Genomic DNA, 21,423 nt, shown 5'->3' with positions numbered 1-21,423 from the left:
CCCGGTACGGCAGATTGCGGGGCGATCCCACTCGCCTGCCCGGACGCGGCCGCCTCGGCATGCCCGCGCCCGGCACCTCACCCACAGGAGCCGTAGCGTTGAAGGCGCTGGTCAAGCAGAAGGCGGAACCCGGCCTGTGGCTCGCGGACGTACCCGAGCCCGCGGTGGGACCCGGTGACGTACTGATCAAGGTCCTGCGGACCGGCATCTGCGGCACCGACCTGCACATCCGGGCCTGGGACGGCTGGGCGCGGCAGGCGATCCGCACCCCGCTGACGGTCGGGCACGAGTTCGTCGGCGAGGTCGTAGAGACCGGCCGCGACGTCACCGACATCCAGGCCGGCGACCGGGTGAGCGGCGAGGGCCACCTGGTGTGCGGCAAGTGCCGCAACTGCCTGGCCGGGCGCCGTCACCTGTGCCGGGCCACCGTCGGGCTCGGCGTCGGCCGCGACGGCGCCTTCGCCGAGTACGTCGCCCTGCCCGCCGCCAACGTCTGGGTGCACCGGGTCCCCGTCGAACTGGACGTCGCCGCGATCTTCGACCCGTTCGGCAACGCGGTGCACACGGCCCTGTCGTTCCCGCTCGTCGGCGAGGACGTCCTGATCACCGGCGCCGGACCGATCGGCCTGATGGCGGCGGCGGTGGCCCGCCACGCGGGCGCCCGCAACGTCGTCATCACCGACGTCAGCGAGGAGCGGCTGGACCTCGCCCGCAAGATCGGCGTGACCCTCGCGCTGAACGTGTCGCGGGCGGACATCGCCGACGGGCAGCGGGAACTGGGCCTGCGCGAGGGCTTCGACATCGGCCTGGAGATGTCCGGGCGGCCCGAGGCCATGCGGGACATGATCGCCAACATGACGCACGGCGGCCGGATCGCCATGCTCGGTCTGCCCGCGCAGGAGTTCCCCGTCGACTGGGCCCGGATCGTCACCTCGATGATCACCATCAAGGGCATCTACGGCCGTGAGATGTTCGAGACCTGGTACGCGATGTCCGTGCTGCTCGAAGGCGGCCTCGACCTCGCCCCCGTGATCACCGGCCGCTACGGCTACCGTGACTTCGAGGCGGCCTTCGCCGACGCGGCGAGTGGCACCGGCGGCAAGATCATCCTCGACTGGACCGTGTGACCCCCTCCTTCGTCGGCACCTTCAGGAGCCCCCTCATGTTCGATTCCGTCCGAGACGACCTGCGCGCCACCCTCGACGAGATCCGCACCGCCGGGCTGCACAAGCCCGAGCGGGTGATCGGCACCCCCCAGTCCGCGACCGTGCGGGTCATCGCGGGCGGCCGGCCCGGCGAGGTACTCAACTTCTGCGCCAACAACTACCTGGGTCTGGCCGACCACCCCGAGGTGATCGCCGCCGCGCACCAGGCCCTGGACCGCTGGGGCTACGGCATGGCGTCCGTGCGCTTCATCTGCGGCACCCAGGAGGTGCACAAGGAACTGGAGTCTCGCCTGTCCGCGTTCCTCGGCCAGGAGGACACGATCCTGTACTCCTCCTGCTTCGACGCCAACGGCGGCGTCTTCGAGACGCTGCTCGGCCCGGAGGACGCGGTCATCTCCGACGCGCTCAACCACGCGTCGATCATCGACGGCATCCGCCTGTCGAAGGCGCGCCGCTTCCGCTACGCCAACCGTGACCTGGCGGAGCTGGAGACGCGGCTGAAGGAGGCGTCCGGCGCGCGCCGCCGCCTGGTCGTCACCGACGGCGTCTTCTCCATGGACGGCTACGTCGCCCCGCTGCGCGAGATCTGCGAGCTCGCCGACCGCTACGACGCCATGGTCATGGTCGACGACTCGCACGCCGTCGGCTTCGTCGGCCCCGGCGGCCGCGGCACGCCCGAGCTGCACGGCGTCATGGACCGCGTCGACATCGTCACCGGCACCCTGGGCAAGGCGCTCGGCGGCGCCTCCGGCGGCTACGTCGCCGCCCGCGCCGAGATCGTCGCCCTGCTGCGGCAGCGCTCGCGCCCGTACCTGTTCTCCAACACGCTCGCCCCGGTGATCGCCGCCGCCTCCCTGAAGGTGCTCGACCTGCTGGAGTCGGCGGACGACCTGCGGGTGCGGCTGGCGGAGAACACGGCGCTGTTCCGCCGCCGGATGACCGAGGCGGGCTTCGAGATCCTGCCCGGCGACCACCCCATCGCGCCTGTGATGATCGGCGACGCGTCGAGGGCGGCCCGACTCGCGGAACTCCTCCTGGAACGCGGCGTGTACGTGATCGGCTTCTCCTACCCGGTCGTCCCGCAGGGCCAGGCCCGCATCCGCGTCCAGCTGTCCGCCGCGCACTCCGCCGCCGACGTCGACCGCGCCGTGGACGCGTTCGTCGCGGCGCGGGCGGAACTGGACGGCTGACGGCTGACGGCTGACCGGCCGGAACCCTTGCGATAATCCCATCCATGATCGAGGCACGGCGGCTCCACATTCTCCGTGCGGTGGCCGACCACCGCACGGTGACGGCGGCTGCCGCCGCGCTCTACCTCACCCCCTCCGCGGTCTCCCAGCAGCTCACGGCCCTGGAGCAGGAGACGGGCCACCGCCTGGTGGAACGCGGCGCGAAAGGCGTACGGCTGACCCCGGCCGGCGAGATCCTGCTCAGCCACACCAACGCGGTCCTCGCCCAGCTGGAGCGGGCGGAGGCCGAGCTGGCGGCGTACGGCTCGGGCGCGGCCGGGACGGTCACCGTCGCCGCCTTCGCGACCGGCATCGCCCAGGTCGTCGCGCCCGCCGTGGCCCGCCTCGCCGGCTCCGCGCCCGGCATCCGCATCCGGGTACGGGACGCCGAGGGCGACGCCAGCCTGCCGATGGTGCTCGACCGGCAGGTCGACGTCGCGGTCGCCGTCGAGTACCGCGGGGCGCCGTCGGCGGACGATCCGCGGCTGACCCACGTGCCGCTGTACGCCGAACCCTTCGACGCGGTGGTCCCGGTGAGCCACCGGCTGGCCGACGCGGACGAGATACCGCTCGCCGACCTCGCCAAGGACCCGTGGATCGGCCCCTACCCCGGCAATCCGTGCCACGACGTGGTGGTCCTGGCCTGCGAGACGGCCGGGTTCCAGCCCCGCCTGGAGCACTCCTCGGACGACTTCCGCGCCGTCGTCGCGCTGGCGTCGGCCGACGCGGGCGTCGCCCTCGTCCCGCGCTCGGCGCTGCGGGGCACGGACCTGACCGGGGTGGTCGTCCGCCCGGTCGACGGGGTCGCGCCCACCCGCCGGGTCTTCGCGGCCGTCCGCCGCGGGGCGGAGGGACATCCGCTGATCCGGCCGGTGCTCGAGGCGCTGGGCGCGGCGGCGCGGGCGTAGGACCCCCAAAACCTCTTCCTCAGGACCCCCCAGGGCCCGAGGGAACCGGCGACCGGTCGGACACAGTCTCGGACGTCATGCGTGTGACGATGATCCTCCCGGCCCTGACCGAGGCGACGAGCCCGCTGTTCCGTCCCGTCAAGTACTCGCTGTTCCCGCCCCTGGGCCTCGCGACCCTCGCGGGCTACCTGGACCCCGGCGACGAGGTCACCCTCCACGACGAACACGTGGAGCGCCTCGACCTCGACGCCCTCGGCACACCCGACCTGGTGGTGATCCAGCCGTACATCACCTCGGCCCGGCGCAGCTACGAGATAGCCGGCCACTTCCGGGCCCGGGGCGTCCACGTGGCGATGGGGGGCCTGCACGTCACCTCGCTCCCCGACGAGGCCGCGGCACACGCCGACACGGTCTTCACCGGCCCCGGCGAGGACACCTGGCCGCAGTTCCTGAAGGACTTCCGCGACGGCGCCCCCGCCCGCCGCTACGACTCCACACGGCGCACCCTCGCCGGACTGCCGCCGGTACGACGGGACCTGATCAAGCGTCACCTGTATCTGGTCCCCAACTCGATCGTGGTGTCGCGCGGTTGCCCGCACCACTGCGACTTCTGCTACAAGGACGCCTTCTTCGAGGGCGGCAAGTCCTTCTACACGCAGGCCGTCGACGACGCCCTCGCCGAGATCGACCGGCTGCCCGGCCGGCACCTCTACTTCCTCGACGACCACCTGTTCGGCAACCGCCGTTTCGCCGAGGCCCTGTTCGACGGCATGCGCGGGTCGGGCCGGCTGTGGCAGGCGGCGGCCACGGTCAACTCCATCCTCAAGCCAGGGCTGCTGGAGCGGGCCGTGGAGGCGGGGCTGCGCAGCCTGTTCGTCGGCTTCGAGACGGTCAACGACGCGAACCTCGCCGAGCGCCGCAAGGACCAGAACATCGGCGCCGACTACGCGGCGGCGGTACGACGGGTGCACGACGCCGGGGTCATGGTCAACGCCAGCTTCGTGTTCGGGCTGGACCAGGACGGCCCGGACGTCTTCGACCGCACGGTGGACTGGGCGGTCGCGCAGGGCATCGAGACGGCGACCTTCCACATCATGACGCCGTACCCGTCGACCGGCCTGTGGCGGCAGCTCGACGCCGAGGGGCGCATCCTCCACCGCGACTGGGACCTCTACGACACCCGTCACGTGGTCTACCGGCCACAGGGTATGACGGCACGTCAGCTCGAGGACGGCTACTGGCGGGCGTACCGCGAGTTCTACCGCTGGTCGAACATCTGGCGCGGCTCGGCCGCCCAGCCCGGCCGGCACGAGCGGCTGCGGCACCTCGCGTACGCCGGCGGGTGGAAGAAGTTCGAGCCGGCGTGGGACCTGCTGATCCGGTCGAAGCGGGTGGTGCGGGCGCTCCCCGCGCTGGAACGCACGCTCGCGGCATTCGGCGGGCGGGACTGAGACACCCGTACCCGTACTGTTGCGTCTCGAATCCGGGATATCCTCCCGGATATGAAACAACATGCTGTCGGGGCGGAGCCCGACCCCGTGGATGCCCGGCTGGGCGCCCGGCTGGCCGAGCTGCGGGCCGAACGGGGCTGGTCGCTCGGTGAGCTGGCCGAGCGCAGCGGAGTCAGCCGGTCGACCCTGTCCCGGGCCGAGCGGGCGGAGATCAGCCCGACCGCCGCCCTCCTCAACCGCCTGTGCAACGTCTACGGGCGGACCATGTCGCAGTTGCTCAGCGAGGTGGAGGCGGAGCACGCGCTGCTGGTGCCCGCCGCCGACCAGCCGGTGTGGCGGGACCGGGACTCCGGTTTCGTACGGCGTTCCGTGTCGCCGCCGCACGCCGGGCTGCGCGGCGAACTCGTCGAGGGGCGGCTCGCCGCCGGCGCCGACATCGCCTACGACCGGCCGCCCGTGCCCGGCCTGGAACAGCACATCTGGGTGCTGGAAGGGGCGCTCGAGGTGACGGCGCAGGACGTCGAGCACCGCCTCGGCGCCGGCGACTGCCTGCGGCTGCGGGTGTGGGGGCCGACGCGGTTCCGGTGCCCCGGCCCCGAGGGCGTGCGGTACGCGCTGGTGGTGGTGGGGCCGTGATCGTGCGACGGCTGGACCGGGCCGCGCTGGCGGCACGCGTCGAGGAGCTGGCCGACCTGCTGGTGGACACCGTGCACGGCGGCGCCTCGATCGGCTTCCTCGCGCCGCTCGACCGGGCGACGGCCCTCGCCTGGTGGACGGAGCGCGCCGCGGAGGCGGCGGGCGGACGGCTGGCGGTGTGGGAGGCCGGCGAGGGCGACCGGACGCTCGGCACCGTCAGCCTGGTCTTCCCGGACAAGCCCAACAGCCGCCACCGCGCCGAACTGGTCAAGCTGATGGTGCACCGCGACGCCCGCGGCCGGGGCCTCGGCCGCCGGCTGCTGACCACCGCCGAGGAGGCGGCCGCCGCCGCGGGCATCACCCTGCTGCACCTGGACACCGAGACCGACAGCCTCGCCGAGCACCTCTACCGCTCGGCCGGCTGGACCCGCGTCGGCGCGATCCCGGACTACGCGGCAGCCCCCGACGGCGCGCTGCGGCCGACCTCGGTCTACTACAAGCGGCTCGGCGCCGCCGGGCCGGCCGGGGCACCGCTGTGACCAGGTGACTCGATGTCAGTGCCAGGGACTACGGTGCGAGACATGCCGGACGCCGAAGACGTACGCCGTATCGCCCTGTCCCTGCCGGACACGACGGAGAAGACCGCCTGGAGCATGCCCACGTTCCGGGTGGCGGGGAAGATGTTCGCCACGCTGCCCGAGGACGAGACCTCCATCGCCGTGCGCTGCCCCAAGGAGGAGCGCGACGAACTGGTCCTGGCCGAGCCGGGGAAGTTCTGGATCGCCGGCCACGAGGCGCAGTTCGCCTGGGTGCGGGTGCGCCTCGCCGCGCTGGAGGACGAGGAGGAACTGCGCGACATCCTCGCCGACTCCTGGCGCCAGGCCGCCCCGCCGCAGCTGCTCGACGCCCACCCCGCACTGGGCCTGCCGGCCGCGGAGTGAGACGCCGGGGGCGTTGTCAGTGCCGCGTGTCATGATCCGGGACGAGTGTGGCAGCCGGAGCGGAGGGGGCTCCGGCTGCCACCCACGCACGTACCGGAGCCGGTCGCGGAGCCGCCGCCTCACGCCCCGCCGCCTCACGCCCCCGCCGCCCCACGCCCCCGCCGCCTCACGCCCCCGTCGGCACCCGCCCGCCGGTGACGAAGCCGGCGATCCGTTCCCGCAGGGAACCCGCGTCCAGGCCGTGAGCGGCGACGTGCTCCTCGAGGCGGCCGTAGCGGCGCAGTTCGCGGCGGCCCACGCCCAGGCCCAGCACCCGGTGCGGCAGATCGGCCAGCGCGTCGTTCACGGCGGCCGTCGACGTACCCGCCAGGTACGGCTCGACCAGGACGACGTCGGTCCCGGCCGTCCCGGTGGCCCGGCGCAGCGCGGCCGAGTCGAAGGGCCGCACGGTCGTCGCGTACAGCACGGTCACGTCCAGCCCCTCCGTGGCCGCGAGCACGTCGTCGAGGACCGGCCCGACGGCGACGACCACACCGCGGCCGCCCTCGCGGACGGTGCGGAAGTGCTGCCCGTCGACCTCGCGCGGCCGGGCGTTCGACTGCAGGGACAGCCGGACGTACACCTTGTCGTCGCCCGCGGCGACCGCGTGCCGCAGCAGCGTCTCGGCCTCGTCCGGATGCCCGGGCACGTGCACGGTCCAGCCGTCCAGGGTGTCCAGCAGCGCCACGTCGCCCGGCGCCATGTGCGTGTATCCACCGGCCGGCCAGTCGAAGGACGCCGCCGCGCTCACCAGCACCGCGCCCACGCCCTGGTGCCCGAGGTCCAGCTTGACCTGCTCGAAGGGCCGCTCGACGAGGAAGGCGGCGAACGTGTGCAGCACGGGCCGCAGCCCCGTCAGCGCCAGCCCGGCGCCGGCCCCGACCAGGAGCTGCTCGCGGATGCCGACGTTGACGAACCGGTCCGGGTGCCGCCGCAGTGCCTCGGCGAAGCCGTCCTTGCCGACCTCGGCGATGACCACCGCGACGCGTGGATCCTCGTCCAGCAGCCTGGTGGCGACGTAGGCGAAACGGTCACGCATGGTGTCCATGAAGATCAGAGCCCTTCTTGTCGGTCAGGAGTACTTCGGCTCCACCCGGGCCACCACCACGTGCGGGCGGCCCGGATGCGGGGCGGTGAACGCCTCGTACAGCGCCCGGTGGTCGCGGCCGTCGACGGTGACCGCGGACCAGCCCGCGGCCTCGAAGCGGGCCGCGATGCCGCCCGGCCGGGCGTGGCTGGCGGAGGCGTTGTCGACGACGACGGTGTGCAGCTGCCCGAGGCCGGCCGGTCCGGCGAAGGCGATCGCCTCGTGGTTGCTGCCCTCGTCCAGCTCGGCGTCCCCGGTCAGCACCCAGACGCGCGGCTCGTGCAGGCCCTGCGCGCGCAGCCCCAGCGCGGTGCCGACGGCGATCGGCAGCCCGTGCCCGAGCGATCCGCTGCCGATCTCGGCGCCCGGCACCAGCAGGCGGTCGGGGTGGTGCCCGAGCGGGGAGTCGTAGGAGCCGAAGCCCGGCAGCCACTCCACGGGCAGGAAGCCCTTCGCGGCCAGCACCGCGTAGTACGCCATCGGCCCGTGGCCCTTGGACAGCAGGAACCGCTCCCGCTCCGGATCCTCGGCGCGCTCCGGGGTCACCCGCAGCACGCGGTCGTACAGCACCCACAGCGCGTCCAGCGTGGACGTCGCCGCCGGGCCGTGCTTCTCGTCGCCGGTCATCAGCCCCATCAGCCGGGGCAGATCCTGGTATGTGTACGAGTGGCGGTGTTCGTGGGTGATCGTCATGCGATCGATCCTGCAACCTCGACCAAACTTGAGGTCAAACGCCGCGGGTGAGGCCGTGGTGGCCCGGGGCGGAAAGCGGTGCGCGATCACCGAGCCGAGTGCGGTATTGTTCTTCTGCGCGCTCGGCCGGGGGAAACCCCAGGTCAGACGGGCACCGGGACGTGGCGCAGCTTGGTAGCGCACTTGACTGGGGGTCAAGGGGTCGCAGGTTCAAATCCTGTCGTCCCGACGGTGCGGAGGGCCTTCGCGGACGAGAGTCTGCGAAGGCCCTCTTTTCATACGGGCATCCTCCCGCGGTTCTTCCCGCCTCCCTGGACGGCCCGGCGGCCCGGACGGCCCAGGTGGCTCCTGCCGAGCGTCTCCGACGCCGCTCCGCCCCCACCGATGGCGTGAACGTCCGTATGCCGGGCGCTCGTTGACGGGTAAATGGCGTGTTCCTACACTCGCTCGTACGACGCGTGCCGACCGATGAAATCCCGGTCGGCCACGCATTCCTCCCGGTGGAGGGGTGCGTCCGGACACACGGGCCTGAGGATGGGGACGGTCATGCAGCGCGTGCACAGCGGTGCCGCACCGCTCCGACTGGTGGCCAGACTGGACGTCGACCTCCGCCGCCTCGCGAGCTCTCTCTGTCGTTGATCCCTGGGACGTGACCCGGCCGGACAGCCGGTGGGTCGCACGCCCGTTCACGCGCCCGGCCCCGTGCCGCGGTGGCGCGTTTTCGCACCCAGACCGAACTTCACACAATGGGGACAGCACAGCAGCGCATTCCGGTCATGTGCCCGCGCCCCAGGAGAGCGCATGTTCATGTACTCGGCGCCACAGCACCGCACCGCCTCTTCCTTCACCGTCAGCGAACGTCGGCACGAGTCGGGCCGGCTCCAGGCGGCGTGGGAACGCTGCCGCGACGGCAAGGGGGGAGTGGTGACCCTGCACGGCCCCGTCGGCACCGGCCGCACCGAACTCCTGGACGCCTTCGGTGAGTTCGCCGAGTCGCAGGGCGCCCACGTGCTCATGGCCGCCGGCTCGCCACTGGAGCGCGACTTCCCGCTCGGCGTGGTGCGTCAGCTCTTCCAGAGCCCGCTCCTGCCGTCCGACATCGCCGTGGAGGCGGCCCGGCTGGTCGACAACGGACTCGCCCCCGCCCCGTCGCCGGCCTGGTCCGAACCGGGCAGCACGGAGGCCGACGTCCTGATGCGGCCCACCCCGCACCTGCTGCACCGGCTGAGCAGCCTGCTGCTGGAGTACGCCAGGCACGTCCCGGTGCTGCTCGCGGTGGACGACCGGCAGGACGCGGACGTGCAGTCCCTGGAATTCCTGCTCTACCTCACCCGGCGCACCCGCGGCGCGCGCATCCTCACGGTGCTCTGCTCGCGCGAGAACATGACACCCCGCGATCCCTACTTCGAAGTGGAACTGGCCGGCCGGCCCGACCACGAACGGGTCAGGCTGCGCCTGTTCGACCACGACATCGTCGCCGGCCTGCTGAGCGAACGGCTCGGAACGCAGGCCGCACGGCGGCACGCGGCCCAGGTCCTGGAACTCACCGGGGGCAACCCGCTGCTCGTCCGTGCCGTGATCGAGGACCAGCAGCCCGATGAGCCCCGGACCGAACTGGTGATCGGCGAGAACTACCGGCGCGGCGTGATGCACTGCCTGCACCGGATCGACCCGCTCGCCCTGCGGGTGGCCCGGGGGGTGGCCGCGCTCGGCCGCCCGGCCGACGCCTCGCTGCTGGCCGAACTGCTGCTCCTGGCCAACGACTCGCCGCCCCGCGCCCTGTACCTGCTCCACGCGGCCGGCCTGTTCGCGGACGGCGACTTCCGTCATCGCAGCGGCGGCGGTGACCTGCTGGCGGCGATGCGGCCCGCGGAACTCGCCGCACTCCATCGCCGGGCCGCCGACCTGCTCGCCACCACAGGCGCCTCCGCCGAACACGTCGCCGAGCAGTACCGTGCCGCCGAGGGCCAGGTCAGAGCCCCCTGGGCGGTCGACAGGGCACCCGCCCCGTCCCCCGCGACCTCGCCTGCCGACCGGGAGAACGCGGCGGACACCCGCCCGGAGACCGTGGGTGCGGGCGACCGCGGGGCCGACCGGACCGAGGACGTCGTCATCCAGTGCGTCCCCGTGCTGCCCGGACTGCCCGGCACGGGCACGGACGAGCCGCTCACCCCCAGCAGACAGCGGGCAGCCGTCCGCCACCTGTTCTGGGAGGGCCGGGTGGACGAGGGCCTCGAGGCCGTGGCCCGCTACGAGGCCGACCACCCGCAGGAACCGGACGGCATCGTCGGGCTGCGGACCTGGATCGGCTACTGGTACCCCACCCTCCTGCCGCACACCGGGCGGGGCTCCCAACCGGACGGCGCGGACGCCGGCGGAACCTTCCTCGACGGCATGCGCGTGCTCACCGCCCTGCTGGCAGGCCTGCCGCACCGGGAGGCCGTCTCTCGCGCCGAGCACATCCTGCGGGAGAGCCGGGTCACCGACATCCCCGCCCGTTCCCTGACCGCCGCGCTGACCGTGCTCCTCTACGCCGACCAGCCGGGCCGCGCCGCGCGCTGGTGCGCCGCGGTGACCAACCGGCCCAGCCGGGGAAGCGACAGCACCGAGGACGCGCTGCTGGCGGCGCTGACGGCGGAGGCCGCGCTGCGCCAGGGCGACATCCGGATCGCCGAGGAATACGCGCGCGTCGCGTTCCAGGAGGTCACCCCCCGGCAGTGGGGCATCGGGGCCGGCTTCCCGCTCGCCACCATGGTGGGCGCGCGGACCGCGCTGGGGCGGCACGAGGACGCCGCACGCTATCTGGCCATGCCGGTGCCGGAGGCGATGTTCCGCACCCCCGCGGGCCTGCACTACCTGTACGCCCGCGCCGGGCACCACCTGGCGACCGGCGATGCCCGCACCGCCCTCTCCGACTACCGCGCCTGCGGCAGGACGACCGCGCTCTGGGGCCTGGAACACCTGCCCGCGCTCGTGCCGTGGCGCGTGGGTGCCGCCCGCGCCGAACTCGCCCTCGGCCGGCCGCACGCCGCCCGGTCCCTCATCGAACGCCAGCTGCGGACCCTGGGCGGCGAGCAGTCGCGCACCCGCGGCATGGCGCTGCGCACCGGAGCGGCCGCGGCGGAGCCCGCCGAACGAGCCGGCCTGCTGGAACGGGCCGTCAGGGCGCTCGAGGAGTCCGGCGACCAGCTCGAACTGTCCGCAGCCCTCGTCGAACTGAGCGCCGCGCACAGCGCGCTCGGCGACTCCGAGCAGGCCAGGACCGCGGACCGCAGGGCCCGTCACCTCTCCCGGGTCTCCGGCACCGCCCCGGCACCGGTCCGCGACGACGAACTCAGCGAGGCCGAGAGGCGGGTGGCCGAACTCGCCGCGTGCGGTCTGACCAACCGCGAGATCGGGAAGCGGCTCTTCATCACGGTGAGCACCGTGGAACAGCACCTGACGAAGGTCTATCGCAAACTCGGGGTCCGCCGCAGAATGGACCTTTCGCATTCCCTGGAATCCCGCCCGGGACTCGCCGGATGACGACGGAAGAACGGGGCCGGGGCGGTGCCGGCGGGTGGGAAAGGGCAGGCCAGGAAGACACCCGTGCGTGTTTTCCCGGTGATTCCCCGAGGTGATTAGGGGTTCACGGTCAGAAGGCCCCTAGGGGGGTGGCAGGGGGGCGGTAGGGGTCACCGACGGCGCCGGGTGCACCAGGCTGATCAGCATGTCTGCACCGGTGAATGAAGCCACAGCCGTCGTCGGGATCGCCTGCCGGCTCCCCGGCGCCCCCGACCCCGACGCCTTCTGGGAAATTCTCGACCACGGCGAGAGCCGGGTCGGAGGCGTGCCCCCCGGTCGTTTTCGGGGATCACCGGAAAAGGGCGACGTACGCCCCGGCGGATTTCTCGACCACGTCGATCTCTTCGACCCGGAATTCTTCGCGATGTCCCCGGCCGAGGCCGCCGCGACCGATCCGCAGCAGCGCCTGGTCCTCGAACTCGCCTGGGAGGCACTGGAGGACGCGGGAATCTTGCCGCGCGCCCTGAGCGCCTCGCGAGCCGGAGTCTTCGTCGGGGCGATGGCCGGCGACTACGCCGCCCTCGTGCACGGCCGCGGCGGCGACGCGATCACCCGGCACAGCCTGACCGGCCTCAGCAAGGGAATCATCGCCGGCCGGGTGTCGTACGCACTCGATCTGCGCGGCCCCAGCCTCACCGTGGACGCGGCGCAGTCCTCCTCCCTGGTCGCCGTGCACCTGGCGCTGGAGAGCCTGCGCTCGGGCGAGTCGGACATCGCCCTGGCCGCCGGGGTCAACCTCAACCTCGCTCCCGACAGCACCCTGGTCGTGGACCGCTTCGGCGCGCTGTCGCCCGACCACGCCTGCTTCACCTTCGACGCGCGCGCCAACGGTTACGCCCGTGGGGAGGGCGCCGTCGTCCTCGTGCTCAAGCCCCTCACCCGGGCCCTCGCCGACGGCGACCCGGTGCACGCCGTTCTGCTGGGCAGCGCCGTCGGCCACGACGGCGCCACCGATGGGCTGACCGTCCCCGGCGCCGCATCCCAGGCTGACGTCATCCGCCGGGCCCTCGACCGGTCGGGGGTGCGCGCCGCCGACGTGCAGTACGTGGAACTGCACGGCACCGGCACCCGGGTCGGCGACCCGGTCGAGGCCGCCGCGCTCGGGGACGTCTTCGCCGCGGGCCGCGCCCCCGACCGGCCCCTGCTCGTCGGCTCGGCGAAGACCAACGTCGGCCATCTCGAAGGCGCCTCCGGCATCGTCGGACTGCTGAAGACCGTGCTCAGCGTCCGGCACGGCCGGCTCCCGGCCAGCCTCAACTTCGCCGAGCCCAACCCCGGCATCCCCTTCGACCGGCTACGACTGCGGGTCAACACCGGCACCCGAGCCTGGCCCAGCCCCGACCGGCCGCTGACGGCGGGAGTCAGCTCCTTCGGCGTCGGCGGCACCAACGCCCACGTCCTGGTCGGCGAGGCGCCTCCGGAGGCCCGCGCACGGCGGTCCTCCCCGGCCGACGAGGACGCGGCCACCGGTGACAGCCGGTCCGCCTCCGCCGAATCCGCCTCCGCGGACTCCGCATCCGCAAACTCCGCCTCCGCTGCCGCCGGGCCGCTGCTGTGGCCCCTGTCCGCCCACACCCCCCAGGCCCTGCGCGACCAGGCGGCGAGGCTGCGGGCACACGTCACCCGGCACCCCGGACTCACGCCGCGGGACATCGGCTTCTCGCTGGCCACCACCCGTACCGCCCTCCCGCACCGGGCCGTGCTGACCGGCGACGGCCGCGACGCGCTCCTCGCCGGACTCGAAGCACTGGAGACCGGCGCCCAGACGGCCGGCCTGAGCGCCGCACGGGCCGGCGAACCCGGCGGCACCGTGTTCGTCTTCCCCGGGCAGGGCTCCCAGTGGCCCGCCATGGCCCGCGAACTGCTCGCCTCCGACGCGGGCTTCGCCGCGAGCATCGCCGCCGTGGCGGACGCCCTCGCCCCGCACCTCGACTGGTCGCTGCACGACCTGCTGACCGGCGCTCCGGACGCCCCGCCGCTGGAACGCGCCGATGTCGTCCAGCCCGCCCTGTTCGCGGTGATGGTCTCCCTCGCCGCGGTGTGGCAGGCCCACGGCGTGCGCCCCGACGCGGTGATCGGGCACTCCCAGGGCGAGATCGCCGCCGCCCACGTCGCCGGCGCGCTCAGCCTCGACGACGCCGCCGCGCTGGTCGCCCTGCGCTCCCGCGCGATCACCGAGCTGGCCGCGACGGTCAGCGGCGGCGGCATGGCCTCCGTCCCCCTGCCCGAGGCGGAGGTGCGGGCGCGGCTCGACGCCTTCGCCGGTGTCCTCAACGTGGCCGCCGTCAACGGACCCTCCGTGACCGTCGTCTCCGGCGACCGGGAAGCTGTCGCGGCCCTCGTCGCCGGGTACACGGCGGAAGGCGTCAGCGCCAGGGCAATCCCGGTCGACTACGCCTCGCACTCCGCGCAGGTCGAACCGCTGCGCGACACCCTGCCCGCGCTGCTCACGGCGATCCGGCCGCGGCCCGCCCAGGTCGCCATCTACTCCACCGTCACCGGCGGTCTCCTCGACGGCACCGCGCTCGGCCCCGAGTACTGGTACCGCAACCTGCGCTCGACCGTCCGCTTCCGCCAAGCCGTCGAGGCCGCGTACGCCGCCGGTCACCGCGCCTTCGTCGAGGTCAGCCCGCACCCCGTGCTCACCCTCGGCCTCGCCGACCTGCCCGGCGCCGCCGTCACCGGCACCCTGCGCCGTGACGACGGCGGTCCGCGCCGCTTCCTCACCTCCCTCGCCGACCTGCACACCCGCGGCGGCACCGTGGAGTGGACCCGCCTGTACGGGGCCGGGGCGCGGCGGGTGCCGCTGCCGACGTACGCCTTCCAGCGCCGCCGGGTGTGGTCCGACGCGCTGCCCGGCCCCGAGGCGCCCCCGCGGACGGCGGCCGCCGCCCCCGCGACGACCGAGCCGCCGAGGACCGCGCCGCCGGCGCCCCGGCCCTCCGACGGGCCGGACACCGGCGCCCGCCCGGCCGCCGTCCCGTCCGGCGCCGATCCGCTGGAGGTGGTGCTCGCCAGCGCCGCCCTGGTCCTCGGGCAGCCCGCTCCCGAGGCGGTCGACCCGGACCTGCCGTTCAAGGACCTCGGCTTCGACTCCGTGTCCGCCGTCGAGTTCCGCGACCGGCTCGCCGCCGCCACCGGCCTGGACCTGCCGTCCACGCTGACCTACGACCGGCCCACCGCCCGCGCGGTCGCCGACCACGTCCGCACCCGCCTCACCGGCGCCGGCGCCCCGGAGGCCGCCGCGCCGGTCGGCCACGGGCAGGGCGCCGGACAGGACGACGACCCGATCGCGATCGTCTCGCTCGCGGGCCGCTGGCCGGGCGACGCCCGCACCCCCGAACAGTTGTGGGACCTGCTGCGCGAAGGCCGCGACGCCGTGGGCGACTTCCCGGCCGGCCGCGGCTGGGACCTCGACGGCCTCTACGACCCGGAAGGCCGCCGCCCCGGCACCTCGTACGCCCGCCAGGGCGGGTTCCTGTACGACGCCGACCGGTTCGACGGGGCGTTCTTCGGGCTGGGCCCCCGCGAGGCCGCGGCCATGGACCCACAGCAGCGCCTGCTGCTGGAGTCGTCCTGGGAACTGCTCGAACGGGCCGGGATCGTGCCCGCCACGCTCCGGTCCACCCGGACCGGCGTCTTCGTCGGCGTCATGCCGCAGGACTACGGACCCCGCCTGCACGAGACCCCCGAGGGCCATCAGGGGCACGCCCTCACCGGCGCGCTCACCAGCGTCGCCTCGGGGCGGATCGCCTACACCCTGGGGCTGGAAGGCCCCGCCGTCACCGTCGACACCGCCTGCTCCTCCTCGCTGGTCGCCCTTCACCTGGCCGTCCAGTCGCTGCGCTCGGGCGAGTCGGACCTCGTGCTCGCCGGAGGCGCCACCGTCATGGCGCATCCGGGTATGTTCACCGAGTTCAGCCGACAGCGGGGACTGGCGCCCGACGGCCGCTGCAAGCCGTTCGCGGCGGCCGCCGACGGCACGGCCTGGTCCGAGGGCGTCGGACTGGTCCTGCTGGAGCGGCTGTCCGACGCGCGCCGCAACGGCCACCGGGTGCTCGCCCTGGTCCGTGGGTCCGCCGTCAATCAGGACGGCGCGTCCAACGGCCTCACCGCGCCCAACGGCCCCTCCCAGGAACGCGTCATCCGCCAGGCCCTCGCCACGGCCGGGCTGCGCCCCGCCGACGTCGACGCCGTCGAGGCGCACGGCACCGGCACCACCCTCGGCGACCCCATCGAGGCGCAGGCGCTGATCGCCGTGTACGGCCAGGACCGCGACCCGGAACGCCCGCTGCTCGTCGGCTCGGCCAAGTCCAACCTCGGCCACTCCCAGGCCGCCGCCGGCGTCACCGGCGTGATCAAGCTGGTGAAGGCCCTGGAACACGGGGAACTCCCCGGCACCCTGCACGTCGACGCGCCCACCCCGCACGTGGACTGGTCGTCCGGGACGGTCGCCCTGCTCACCGGCACCACCGCCTGGCCGGACCACGACGGGCGCCCGCGGCGCGCCGCGGTGTCGTCCTTCGGCATCAGCGGCACCAACGCCCATCTGATCCTCGAAGCCGCCCCGCCGGCCACGGCCGAGGACCCGCCCGCCACGTCGGACGGCACCGCACCCCACGGCAGCGTGCCGGCCGCCCCCGGGAAGCCGTCTCCGTCGTCTCCGTCGTCCCTGTCGTCTCCCTCGTCCCTGCCGTGGATCCTGTCCGCCCGCGCCGACGACGCCCTGAACGCCCAGGCCCGGCGCCTGATCGAACACCTCGAGCACCTGGCGTCCGAGCACGGCCCGGACGCCGCCGACGACGCCTCCGTCGGCTGGTCGCTGGCCACCACCAGGGCCCTGCACGACCACCGGGCGGTGGTCGTCGGCGACTCGCGCGCCGCCCGCCTGGCCGCCCTGCGCGCCCTCGCCGACGGCACGGACGCCCCCGGCCTGACGCGCGGCACGGTCCTCAGCCGTACCGTCCGCGTCGCCGCCCAGTTCCCCGGACAGGGCAGCCAGCGCCCCGGCGCGGGCAAGGAACTGTATGCCGCGTACCCCGTCTTCGCGGCGGCGCTGGACGAGGTGACCGGCCTCTTCGACGCCGAACTCGACACATCCCTGCGCGAGGTGCTGTTCGCCGGGACCGGCACTCCGGCCGCCGCCCTGCTCGACACCACCGCCTACACCCAGCCCGCCCTGTTCGCGCTCGGCGTCGCCCTGTACCGGCTGGCCGAGTCCTTCGGCTTCCGGGCCGACGCCCACCTCGGGCACTCGATCGGCGAACTGACCGCCGCGCACCTGGCGGGAGTGCTGTCCCTGCCCGACGCGGTACGGCTGGTCGCCGCCCGGGGCCGGGTGATGCAGGCGCTTCCCGCGGGCGGAGCCATGGCGGCGCTCCAGGCCACCGAGGAGGAGGCCGCATCACTGATCGCCCCGGCCGACGGCCGGGTGAGCATCGCCGCCGTCAACGGCCCGGACTCCGTGGTCGTCTCCGGCGACGCCGACGACGTGCACCGCATCGCCGCCGCCCGGCGCGAGACCGGGCACCGGTCCAAGGTCCTGACGGTCAGCCATGCCTTCCACTCCCCGCACATGGACGCCGCGCTGGCGGACTTCCGGGCGGTCGCCGCCGGCGTCACCCTGTCCGAACCGCGCGTGCCGGTGGTCTCCAACCTGACCGGACGGCTCGCCGCACCGGGCGAGCTGACCGACCCCGAGTACTGGGTACGGCACATCAGGGAGGCCGTCCGCTTCCACGACGGGGTGCGCGCGCTGCGCGACCTGGGCGTGTCGGCGTTCCTGGAACTGGGCCCCGACACCGTGCTCACCGCGCTCACCGCGGCCGGCCTCGACGACGCTTTCGAGGACGCGGCGCCGACGGCGCACCGCACCGCCGTGGCGGTCCTGCGGCCCGACCGTGTGGAGACGCGGACGCTCACCGAGGCGCTGTCCCGGCTGCACGTCCACGGCGTCCCGGTCGACTGGCGGGCCGCCTTCGCCGGACTGCCGGTGCGCCGCCTCGACCTGCCCACCTACCCCTTCCAGCGGCACCGGCACTGGCTCGACGCCCCCGGCGGCGGCGCTCCCACGCAGGCCGGCCTCGACCCGGCCGGGCACCCCCTGCTCGGCGCGGCGCTGGACCTCCCGGACGACACGGGCACGGTGTTCACCGGACGCCTCACCCTGCGCGGCCACCCCTGGCTCGCCGACCACACGATCGCCGACCGGGTCCTGCTGCCCGGCGCCGCCTTCGTCGACCTCGCCCTGCACACCGGCGGCCGGCTCGACGAGCTGACGCTGGAGGCGCCGCTCCAGCTGCCCGCCGAGGGCGCCGTCCGGCTCCAGGTCGCCCTCGGCGCCCGGGACGACTCCGGCCGCCGCCCGCTGACCGTGCACTCCCGCCCGGAGGACACCGACGCGCCCTGGACCCGGCACGCCACCGGCCTCACCGCCGACGCCCCGGACCGGGCCCCGGCGCCGGCCGGCGGCCCCGACGCCGCATGGCCTCCGGCCGGAGCCCAGCCCGTCGACCTGACGGACGTCTACGACCGTCTCGCAGACGACGGCTACCAGTACGGCCCCGGGTTCCGGCTGCTGACCGCGGCCTGGCGGCTCGGCGACGAGATCCACGCCGAGGTCGGCCCCGTGGCCGGGACCACGGCGGGCCCCGGCCACGTCCTGCACCCCGCGCTGCTCGACGCCGCCCTGCACGCCGTCGTCGCCCTCGTCCCCGGCTCGGCGCGGCTCAGGCTGCCGTTCGCCTGGGAAGGCGTCACGCTCCACCGCGGGGGAGCGTCCGCGCTGCGGGTCAGCGTCCGGCCCACCGGGACCGACACCGTGGCCCTCCGCATCGCCGACGCCTCCGGAGCCCCGGTGGCCGACATCGCCGGACTCACCCTGCGCGCCGCGCCCCGGCCGCAGACGTCCGCGGCCCACCTGCTCGACTGGGTCCCCGCGGACCTGCCCGGGACACCCGAGGAGCCCGCGCCCGCCTGGACGTTCCTCGACGACCCCGGCGACCCCCTGCGGAACGCGCCGGCAGCGGCCACCGGGCGGCTCGTAGAGGCCGTGCCCGACCCCGCCGCCCTCGCCCGCACCGGACCGCGCGGGCCCGTGGCCGCCGCCGGACCGGACGCCGTCACGGTGCTCGGCCTGCTCCAGCGCTGGCTCGCCGAACCGGCCGCCGAAGGCCGGCAGCTCGTCGTCGTCACCCGCGACGCGGTCGCCACCCACTCCGCCGAGGACGTCTCCGTCACCGCCGCCGCGGTCTGGGGCCTGGTACGCGCCGCGCAGGCCGAACACCCCGGCCGGTTCGCCCTGCTGGACCTGGCGGACGGCGCCGACGCCGGGAGCCTGCCCGCCGCCGCCCTCGCCGCGGGCGAGGACCAGCTCGCCGTACGAGGAGGCGACCTGCTGGTGCCGCGGCTGCGCCCGGCCACCGGCGCCGGCGTCCTCACCCCGCCGCCCGGCACCGGCGCCTGGCGGCTGGACGCCGAGCCGCGCGGCAGCCTCGACGCCCTCGCCCTGCTGCCCGCACCCGAGGCCGAGGCCCCGCTCCGCCCCGGACAGGTCCGCGTCGCGCTGCGCGCCACCGGCCTGAACTTCCGCGACGTCCTCATCGCGCTCGGCATGTACCCGGGCCGGGCCCGGATCGGCGCCGAGGGCGCGGGCGTGGTCCTGGAGACCGGCCCAGGCGTCACCGGCCTCGCCCCCGGGGACCGGGTCACCGGCCTGGTCCAGGGCACCCTCGGACCGGTCGCCGTCACCGACCACCGGCTCCTCGCCCGCATCCCCGAGGAGTGGAGCTTCGCCCGGGCCGCCGGCGTGCCCGTGGTGTTCCTCACCGCCTACCACGGCCTCGTCGACCTCGCCGAACTCCGGCCCGGCGAAAGCGTCCTGATCCACTCGGCGGCCGGCGGCGTGGGCCAGGCGGCCGTCCGGCTCGCCCGGCACCTGGGCGCCGAGGTGTACGCCACCGCGCACCCCGACAAGTGGGACGTCCTGCGCGGACTCGGCCTGCCCGACGAGCGCATCGCGTCCAGCCGCACCCTCGACTTCGAGGAAGCCTTCCGCGCCGCCACACCCGGCGGGCGGGGCGTCGACGTCGTCCTGAACTCCCTCGCCCGCGAGTTCACCGACGCCTCGCTGCGCCTGCTGGCGCCCGACGGCCGGTTCGTGGAGATGGGCAAGACCGACCTCAGGGACGCCGCCGCGGTGGCCGCCGAGTACGACGGGGCCGCCTACCTCGACTTCGACCTCTTCGACGTCGACGCGGACCGTGTCGGGCAGATGCTCACCGACCTGTTCCGGCTCTTCGCCGACGGCGTCCTGCGGCCGCTGCCGTTCGTCGCCGAGGACGTGCGGCACGCCCCGCGGGCCCTGCGCCGTCTCAGCCAGGCCCGGCACACCGGCAAGCTCGTCCTCACCAACCCGCCGCCCCCGCCGGCCCCGCACGGCACGGTCCTGGTCACCGGCGGCACCGGCGCCCTCGGCCGGCGCGTCGCCCACCGCCTGGTCACCCGCCACGGTGTACGGCACCTGCTGCTCACCGGCCGCCGGGGGCCCGCCGCGCCCGGCGCCGACGCCCTGGTGACGGAACTGACCGCGCTGGGCGCCGAGGTGACCGTCGCCACCCTCGACACCGGTGACGCGGAGGCGGTGGCCGCGCTCGTCGCCGCCGTCCCCGCGGACCGTCCGCTGACCGCGGTCGTGCACGCGGCCGGCGTGCTGGACGACACCGTGCTGACCTCGCTCACCCCGGAGCGGCTGGCCGGGGTCGCCCGGCCCAAGGCGGAGGGAGCCTGGCACCTGCACCGCGCCACCGAGCACCTCGACCTGTCGGCGTTCGTGCTGTTCTCCTCCGCCGTGGGCGTCCTCGGCAACCCCGGGCAGGGCAACTACGCCGCCGCCAACGCCCAGTTGGACGCGCTCGCCCAGTACCGCAGAGTGCGCGGCCTGCCCGCCGTGTCCCTGGCGTGGGGGCACTGGGCCGAGGCCGGAGGCATGGCCGGGGGACTGGACGCGGCCCAGACCGACCGGCTCGCCCGCACCGGCCTGGCACCGATGAGCGACGAGACCGCCCTCGCCCTCTTCGACGCCGCCCTGACCGCACCCGAGACGGTGCTCGTGGCCGCCGAGATCGACGCCGGCCGGCCGGACGCGGAAGGGCTGTCCACGGTGGTGCGCGACCTCGCGGCCGCCCACCGGACCGCACGCCCCCGCAAGCCCGCCGCGGCCCGCGGCACCGACCCCGCCGAGGCCCTGCGCCGCGACCTGGCATCCACCTCCGCGGCCGACCGGACGCGGCTGCTGCTCGCCCTCGTCAGGGAGACCGCGGCCGGCGTCCTCGGCCACCCCGACGCCACGGCCGTCCGGCCCGGCAACGGGTTCATGGAGAGCGGCTTCGACTCCCTCGGCGTCATCGAACTGCGCAACCGGCTCGGCACGGCCACCGGACTGCGGCTGCCCAGCACCGTCGTCCTGGACCACCCGACCCCGGCCGCGCTCGCCGCCCACCTGCACGAACTCCTCGCCCCGTCCGCACCGGACCCCGGCGTCACCGTCGACGACACGCGGCAGCCGTCCGCGTCACCCGCCGACGTGGCGGCCCTCATCACGGCCGCCGCCGACGACGAGATCTTCGACCTCATCGACCAGCAGCTCGGCATTTCGTAGGAGAGGCACCCGCACATGACCACGCATGAGGCGAAGCTGCGCGACTATCTC

11 protein-coding genes and 1 tRNA gene are annotated in these 21,423 nt (G+C 74.7%); 10 read left to right on the top strand and 2 right to left on the bottom strand.

The window, feature by feature from the left end:
- The first annotated feature begins 98 nt into the window (after positions 1–98).
- From tdh to ACZ5GT_RS05310, 7 genes are all read left to right on the top strand, one after another.
- Entirely contained in the window at positions 99–1,127 is a 1,029-nt protein-coding gene (gene tdh, locus ACZ5GT_RS05340; protein WP_469014472.1) for an L-threonine 3-dehydrogenase, read from the top strand.
- A 35-nt stretch (positions 1,128–1,162) separates the two neighbouring features.
- On the top strand, positions 1,163–2,356 hold the full coding sequence (locus ACZ5GT_RS05335) for a glycine C-acetyltransferase (protein ID WP_469014467.1): 1,194 nt from the start codon (positions 1,163–1,165) through the stop codon (positions 2,354–2,356).
- 44 nt (positions 2,357–2,400) lie between these two features.
- Positions 2,401–3,303 carry a LysR family transcriptional regulator gene (locus tag ACZ5GT_RS05330; RefSeq protein WP_469014461.1) on the top strand — a complete coding sequence of 301 codons (903 nt, stop codon included), beginning with the start codon at positions 2,401–2,403 and terminating at the stop codon, positions 3,301–3,303.
- 77 nt (positions 3,304–3,380) lie between these two features.
- Positions 3,381–4,754, top strand: a complete 1,374-nt coding sequence (locus tag ACZ5GT_RS05325) for a B12-binding domain-containing radical SAM protein (RefSeq protein WP_469014458.1) — start codon at positions 3,381–3,383, stop codon at positions 4,752–4,754.
- 51 nt (positions 4,755–4,805) lie between these two features.
- Positions 4,806–5,390 carry a helix-turn-helix domain-containing protein gene (locus tag ACZ5GT_RS05320; RefSeq protein WP_469014455.1) on the top strand — a complete coding sequence of 195 codons (585 nt, stop codon included), beginning with the start codon at positions 4,806–4,808 and terminating at the stop codon, positions 5,388–5,390.
- Positions 5,387–5,929 carry a GNAT family N-acetyltransferase gene (locus ACZ5GT_RS05315; protein WP_469014452.1) on the top strand — a complete coding sequence of 181 codons (543 nt, stop codon included), beginning with the start codon at positions 5,387–5,389 and terminating at the stop codon, positions 5,927–5,929. The genes ACZ5GT_RS05320 and ACZ5GT_RS05315 overlap by 4 nt, the downstream gene beginning before the upstream one ends.
- A gap of 42 nt (positions 5,930–5,971) precedes the next feature.
- Positions 5,972–6,331: an MmcQ/YjbR family DNA-binding protein gene (locus ACZ5GT_RS05310; protein WP_469014448.1), complete on the top strand. Its 360-nt coding sequence runs from the start codon at positions 5,972–5,974 to the stop codon at positions 6,329–6,331.
- Positions 6,332–6,497: 166 nt separating this feature from the next.
- On the opposite strand, the gene ACZ5GT_RS05305 is transcribed toward ACZ5GT_RS05310, so the two are convergent.
- Positions 6,498–7,418 carry a transketolase family protein gene (locus ACZ5GT_RS05305; RefSeq protein WP_469014445.1) on the bottom strand — a complete coding sequence of 307 codons (921 nt, stop codon included), beginning with the start codon at positions 7,416–7,418 and terminating at the stop codon, positions 6,498–6,500.
- Between the two features lie 24 nt (positions 7,419–7,442).
- Positions 7,443–8,150 carry a transketolase gene (locus tag ACZ5GT_RS05300; protein ID WP_469014442.1) on the bottom strand — a complete coding sequence of 236 codons (708 nt, stop codon included), beginning with the start codon at positions 8,148–8,150 and terminating at the stop codon, positions 7,443–7,445.
- Between the two features lie 155 nt (positions 8,151–8,305).
- Between ACZ5GT_RS05300 and ACZ5GT_RS05295 the strand changes: the two genes are divergently transcribed.
- From ACZ5GT_RS05295 to ACZ5GT_RS05285, 3 genes are all read left to right on the top strand, one after another.
- A tRNA-Pro gene (locus tag ACZ5GT_RS05295) sits at positions 8,306–8,379 on the top strand.
- A 572-nt stretch (positions 8,380–8,951) separates the two neighbouring features.
- A complete protein-coding gene (locus ACZ5GT_RS05290) occupies positions 8,952–11,675 on the top strand; it encodes a helix-turn-helix transcriptional regulator (RefSeq protein WP_469014438.1) in 2,724 nt (907 codons plus the stop codon).
- A 184-nt stretch (positions 11,676–11,859) separates the two neighbouring features.
- On the top strand, positions 11,860–21,372 hold the full coding sequence (locus tag ACZ5GT_RS05285) for a type I polyketide synthase (RefSeq protein WP_469014433.1): 9,513 nt from the start codon (positions 11,860–11,862) through the stop codon (positions 21,370–21,372).
- Positions 21,373–21,423: the final 51 nt, after the last annotated feature.

This window comes from Streptomyces sp. NPDC031340 (assembly GCF_055569945.1).
Note: the sequence above shows the minus strand (reverse complement) of the source record. Positions and strands in the feature narration are given on the sequence as shown.

What these genes read in the sequence shown, in the direction of transcription:
- ACZ5GT_RS05335 (WP_469014467.1), top strand. Translation starts at nt 1,163, where the DNA reads ATGTTCGATTCCGTCCGAGACGACCTGCGCGCCACCCTCGACGAGATC.
- ACZ5GT_RS05330 (WP_469014461.1), top strand. Translation starts at nt 2,401, where the DNA reads ATGATCGAGGCACGGCGGCTCCACATTCTCCGTGCGGTGGCCGACCAC.
- ACZ5GT_RS05325 (WP_469014458.1), top strand. Translation starts at nt 3,381, where the DNA reads ATGCGTGTGACGATGATCCTCCCGGCCCTGACCGAGGCGACGAGCCCG.
- ACZ5GT_RS05320 (WP_469014455.1), top strand. Translation starts at nt 4,806, where the DNA reads ATGAAACAACATGCTGTCGGGGCGGAGCCCGACCCCGTGGATGCCCGG.
- ACZ5GT_RS05310 (WP_469014448.1), top strand. Translation starts at nt 5,972, where the DNA reads ATGCCGGACGCCGAAGACGTACGCCGTATCGCCCTGTCCCTGCCGGAC.
- ACZ5GT_RS05305 (WP_469014445.1), bottom strand. Translation starts at nt 7,418, where the DNA reads ATGGACACCATGCGTGACCGTTTCGCCTACGTCGCCACCAGGCTGCTG.
- ACZ5GT_RS05300 (WP_469014442.1), bottom strand. Translation starts at nt 8,150, where the DNA reads ATGACGATCACCCACGAACACCGCCACTCGTACACATACCAGGATCTG.
- ACZ5GT_RS05290 (WP_469014438.1), top strand. Translation starts at nt 8,952, where the DNA reads ATGTTCATGTACTCGGCGCCACAGCACCGCACCGCCTCTTCCTTCACC.
- ACZ5GT_RS05285 (WP_469014433.1), top strand. Translation starts at nt 11,860, where the DNA reads ATGTCTGCACCGGTGAATGAAGCCACAGCCGTCGTCGGGATCGCCTGC.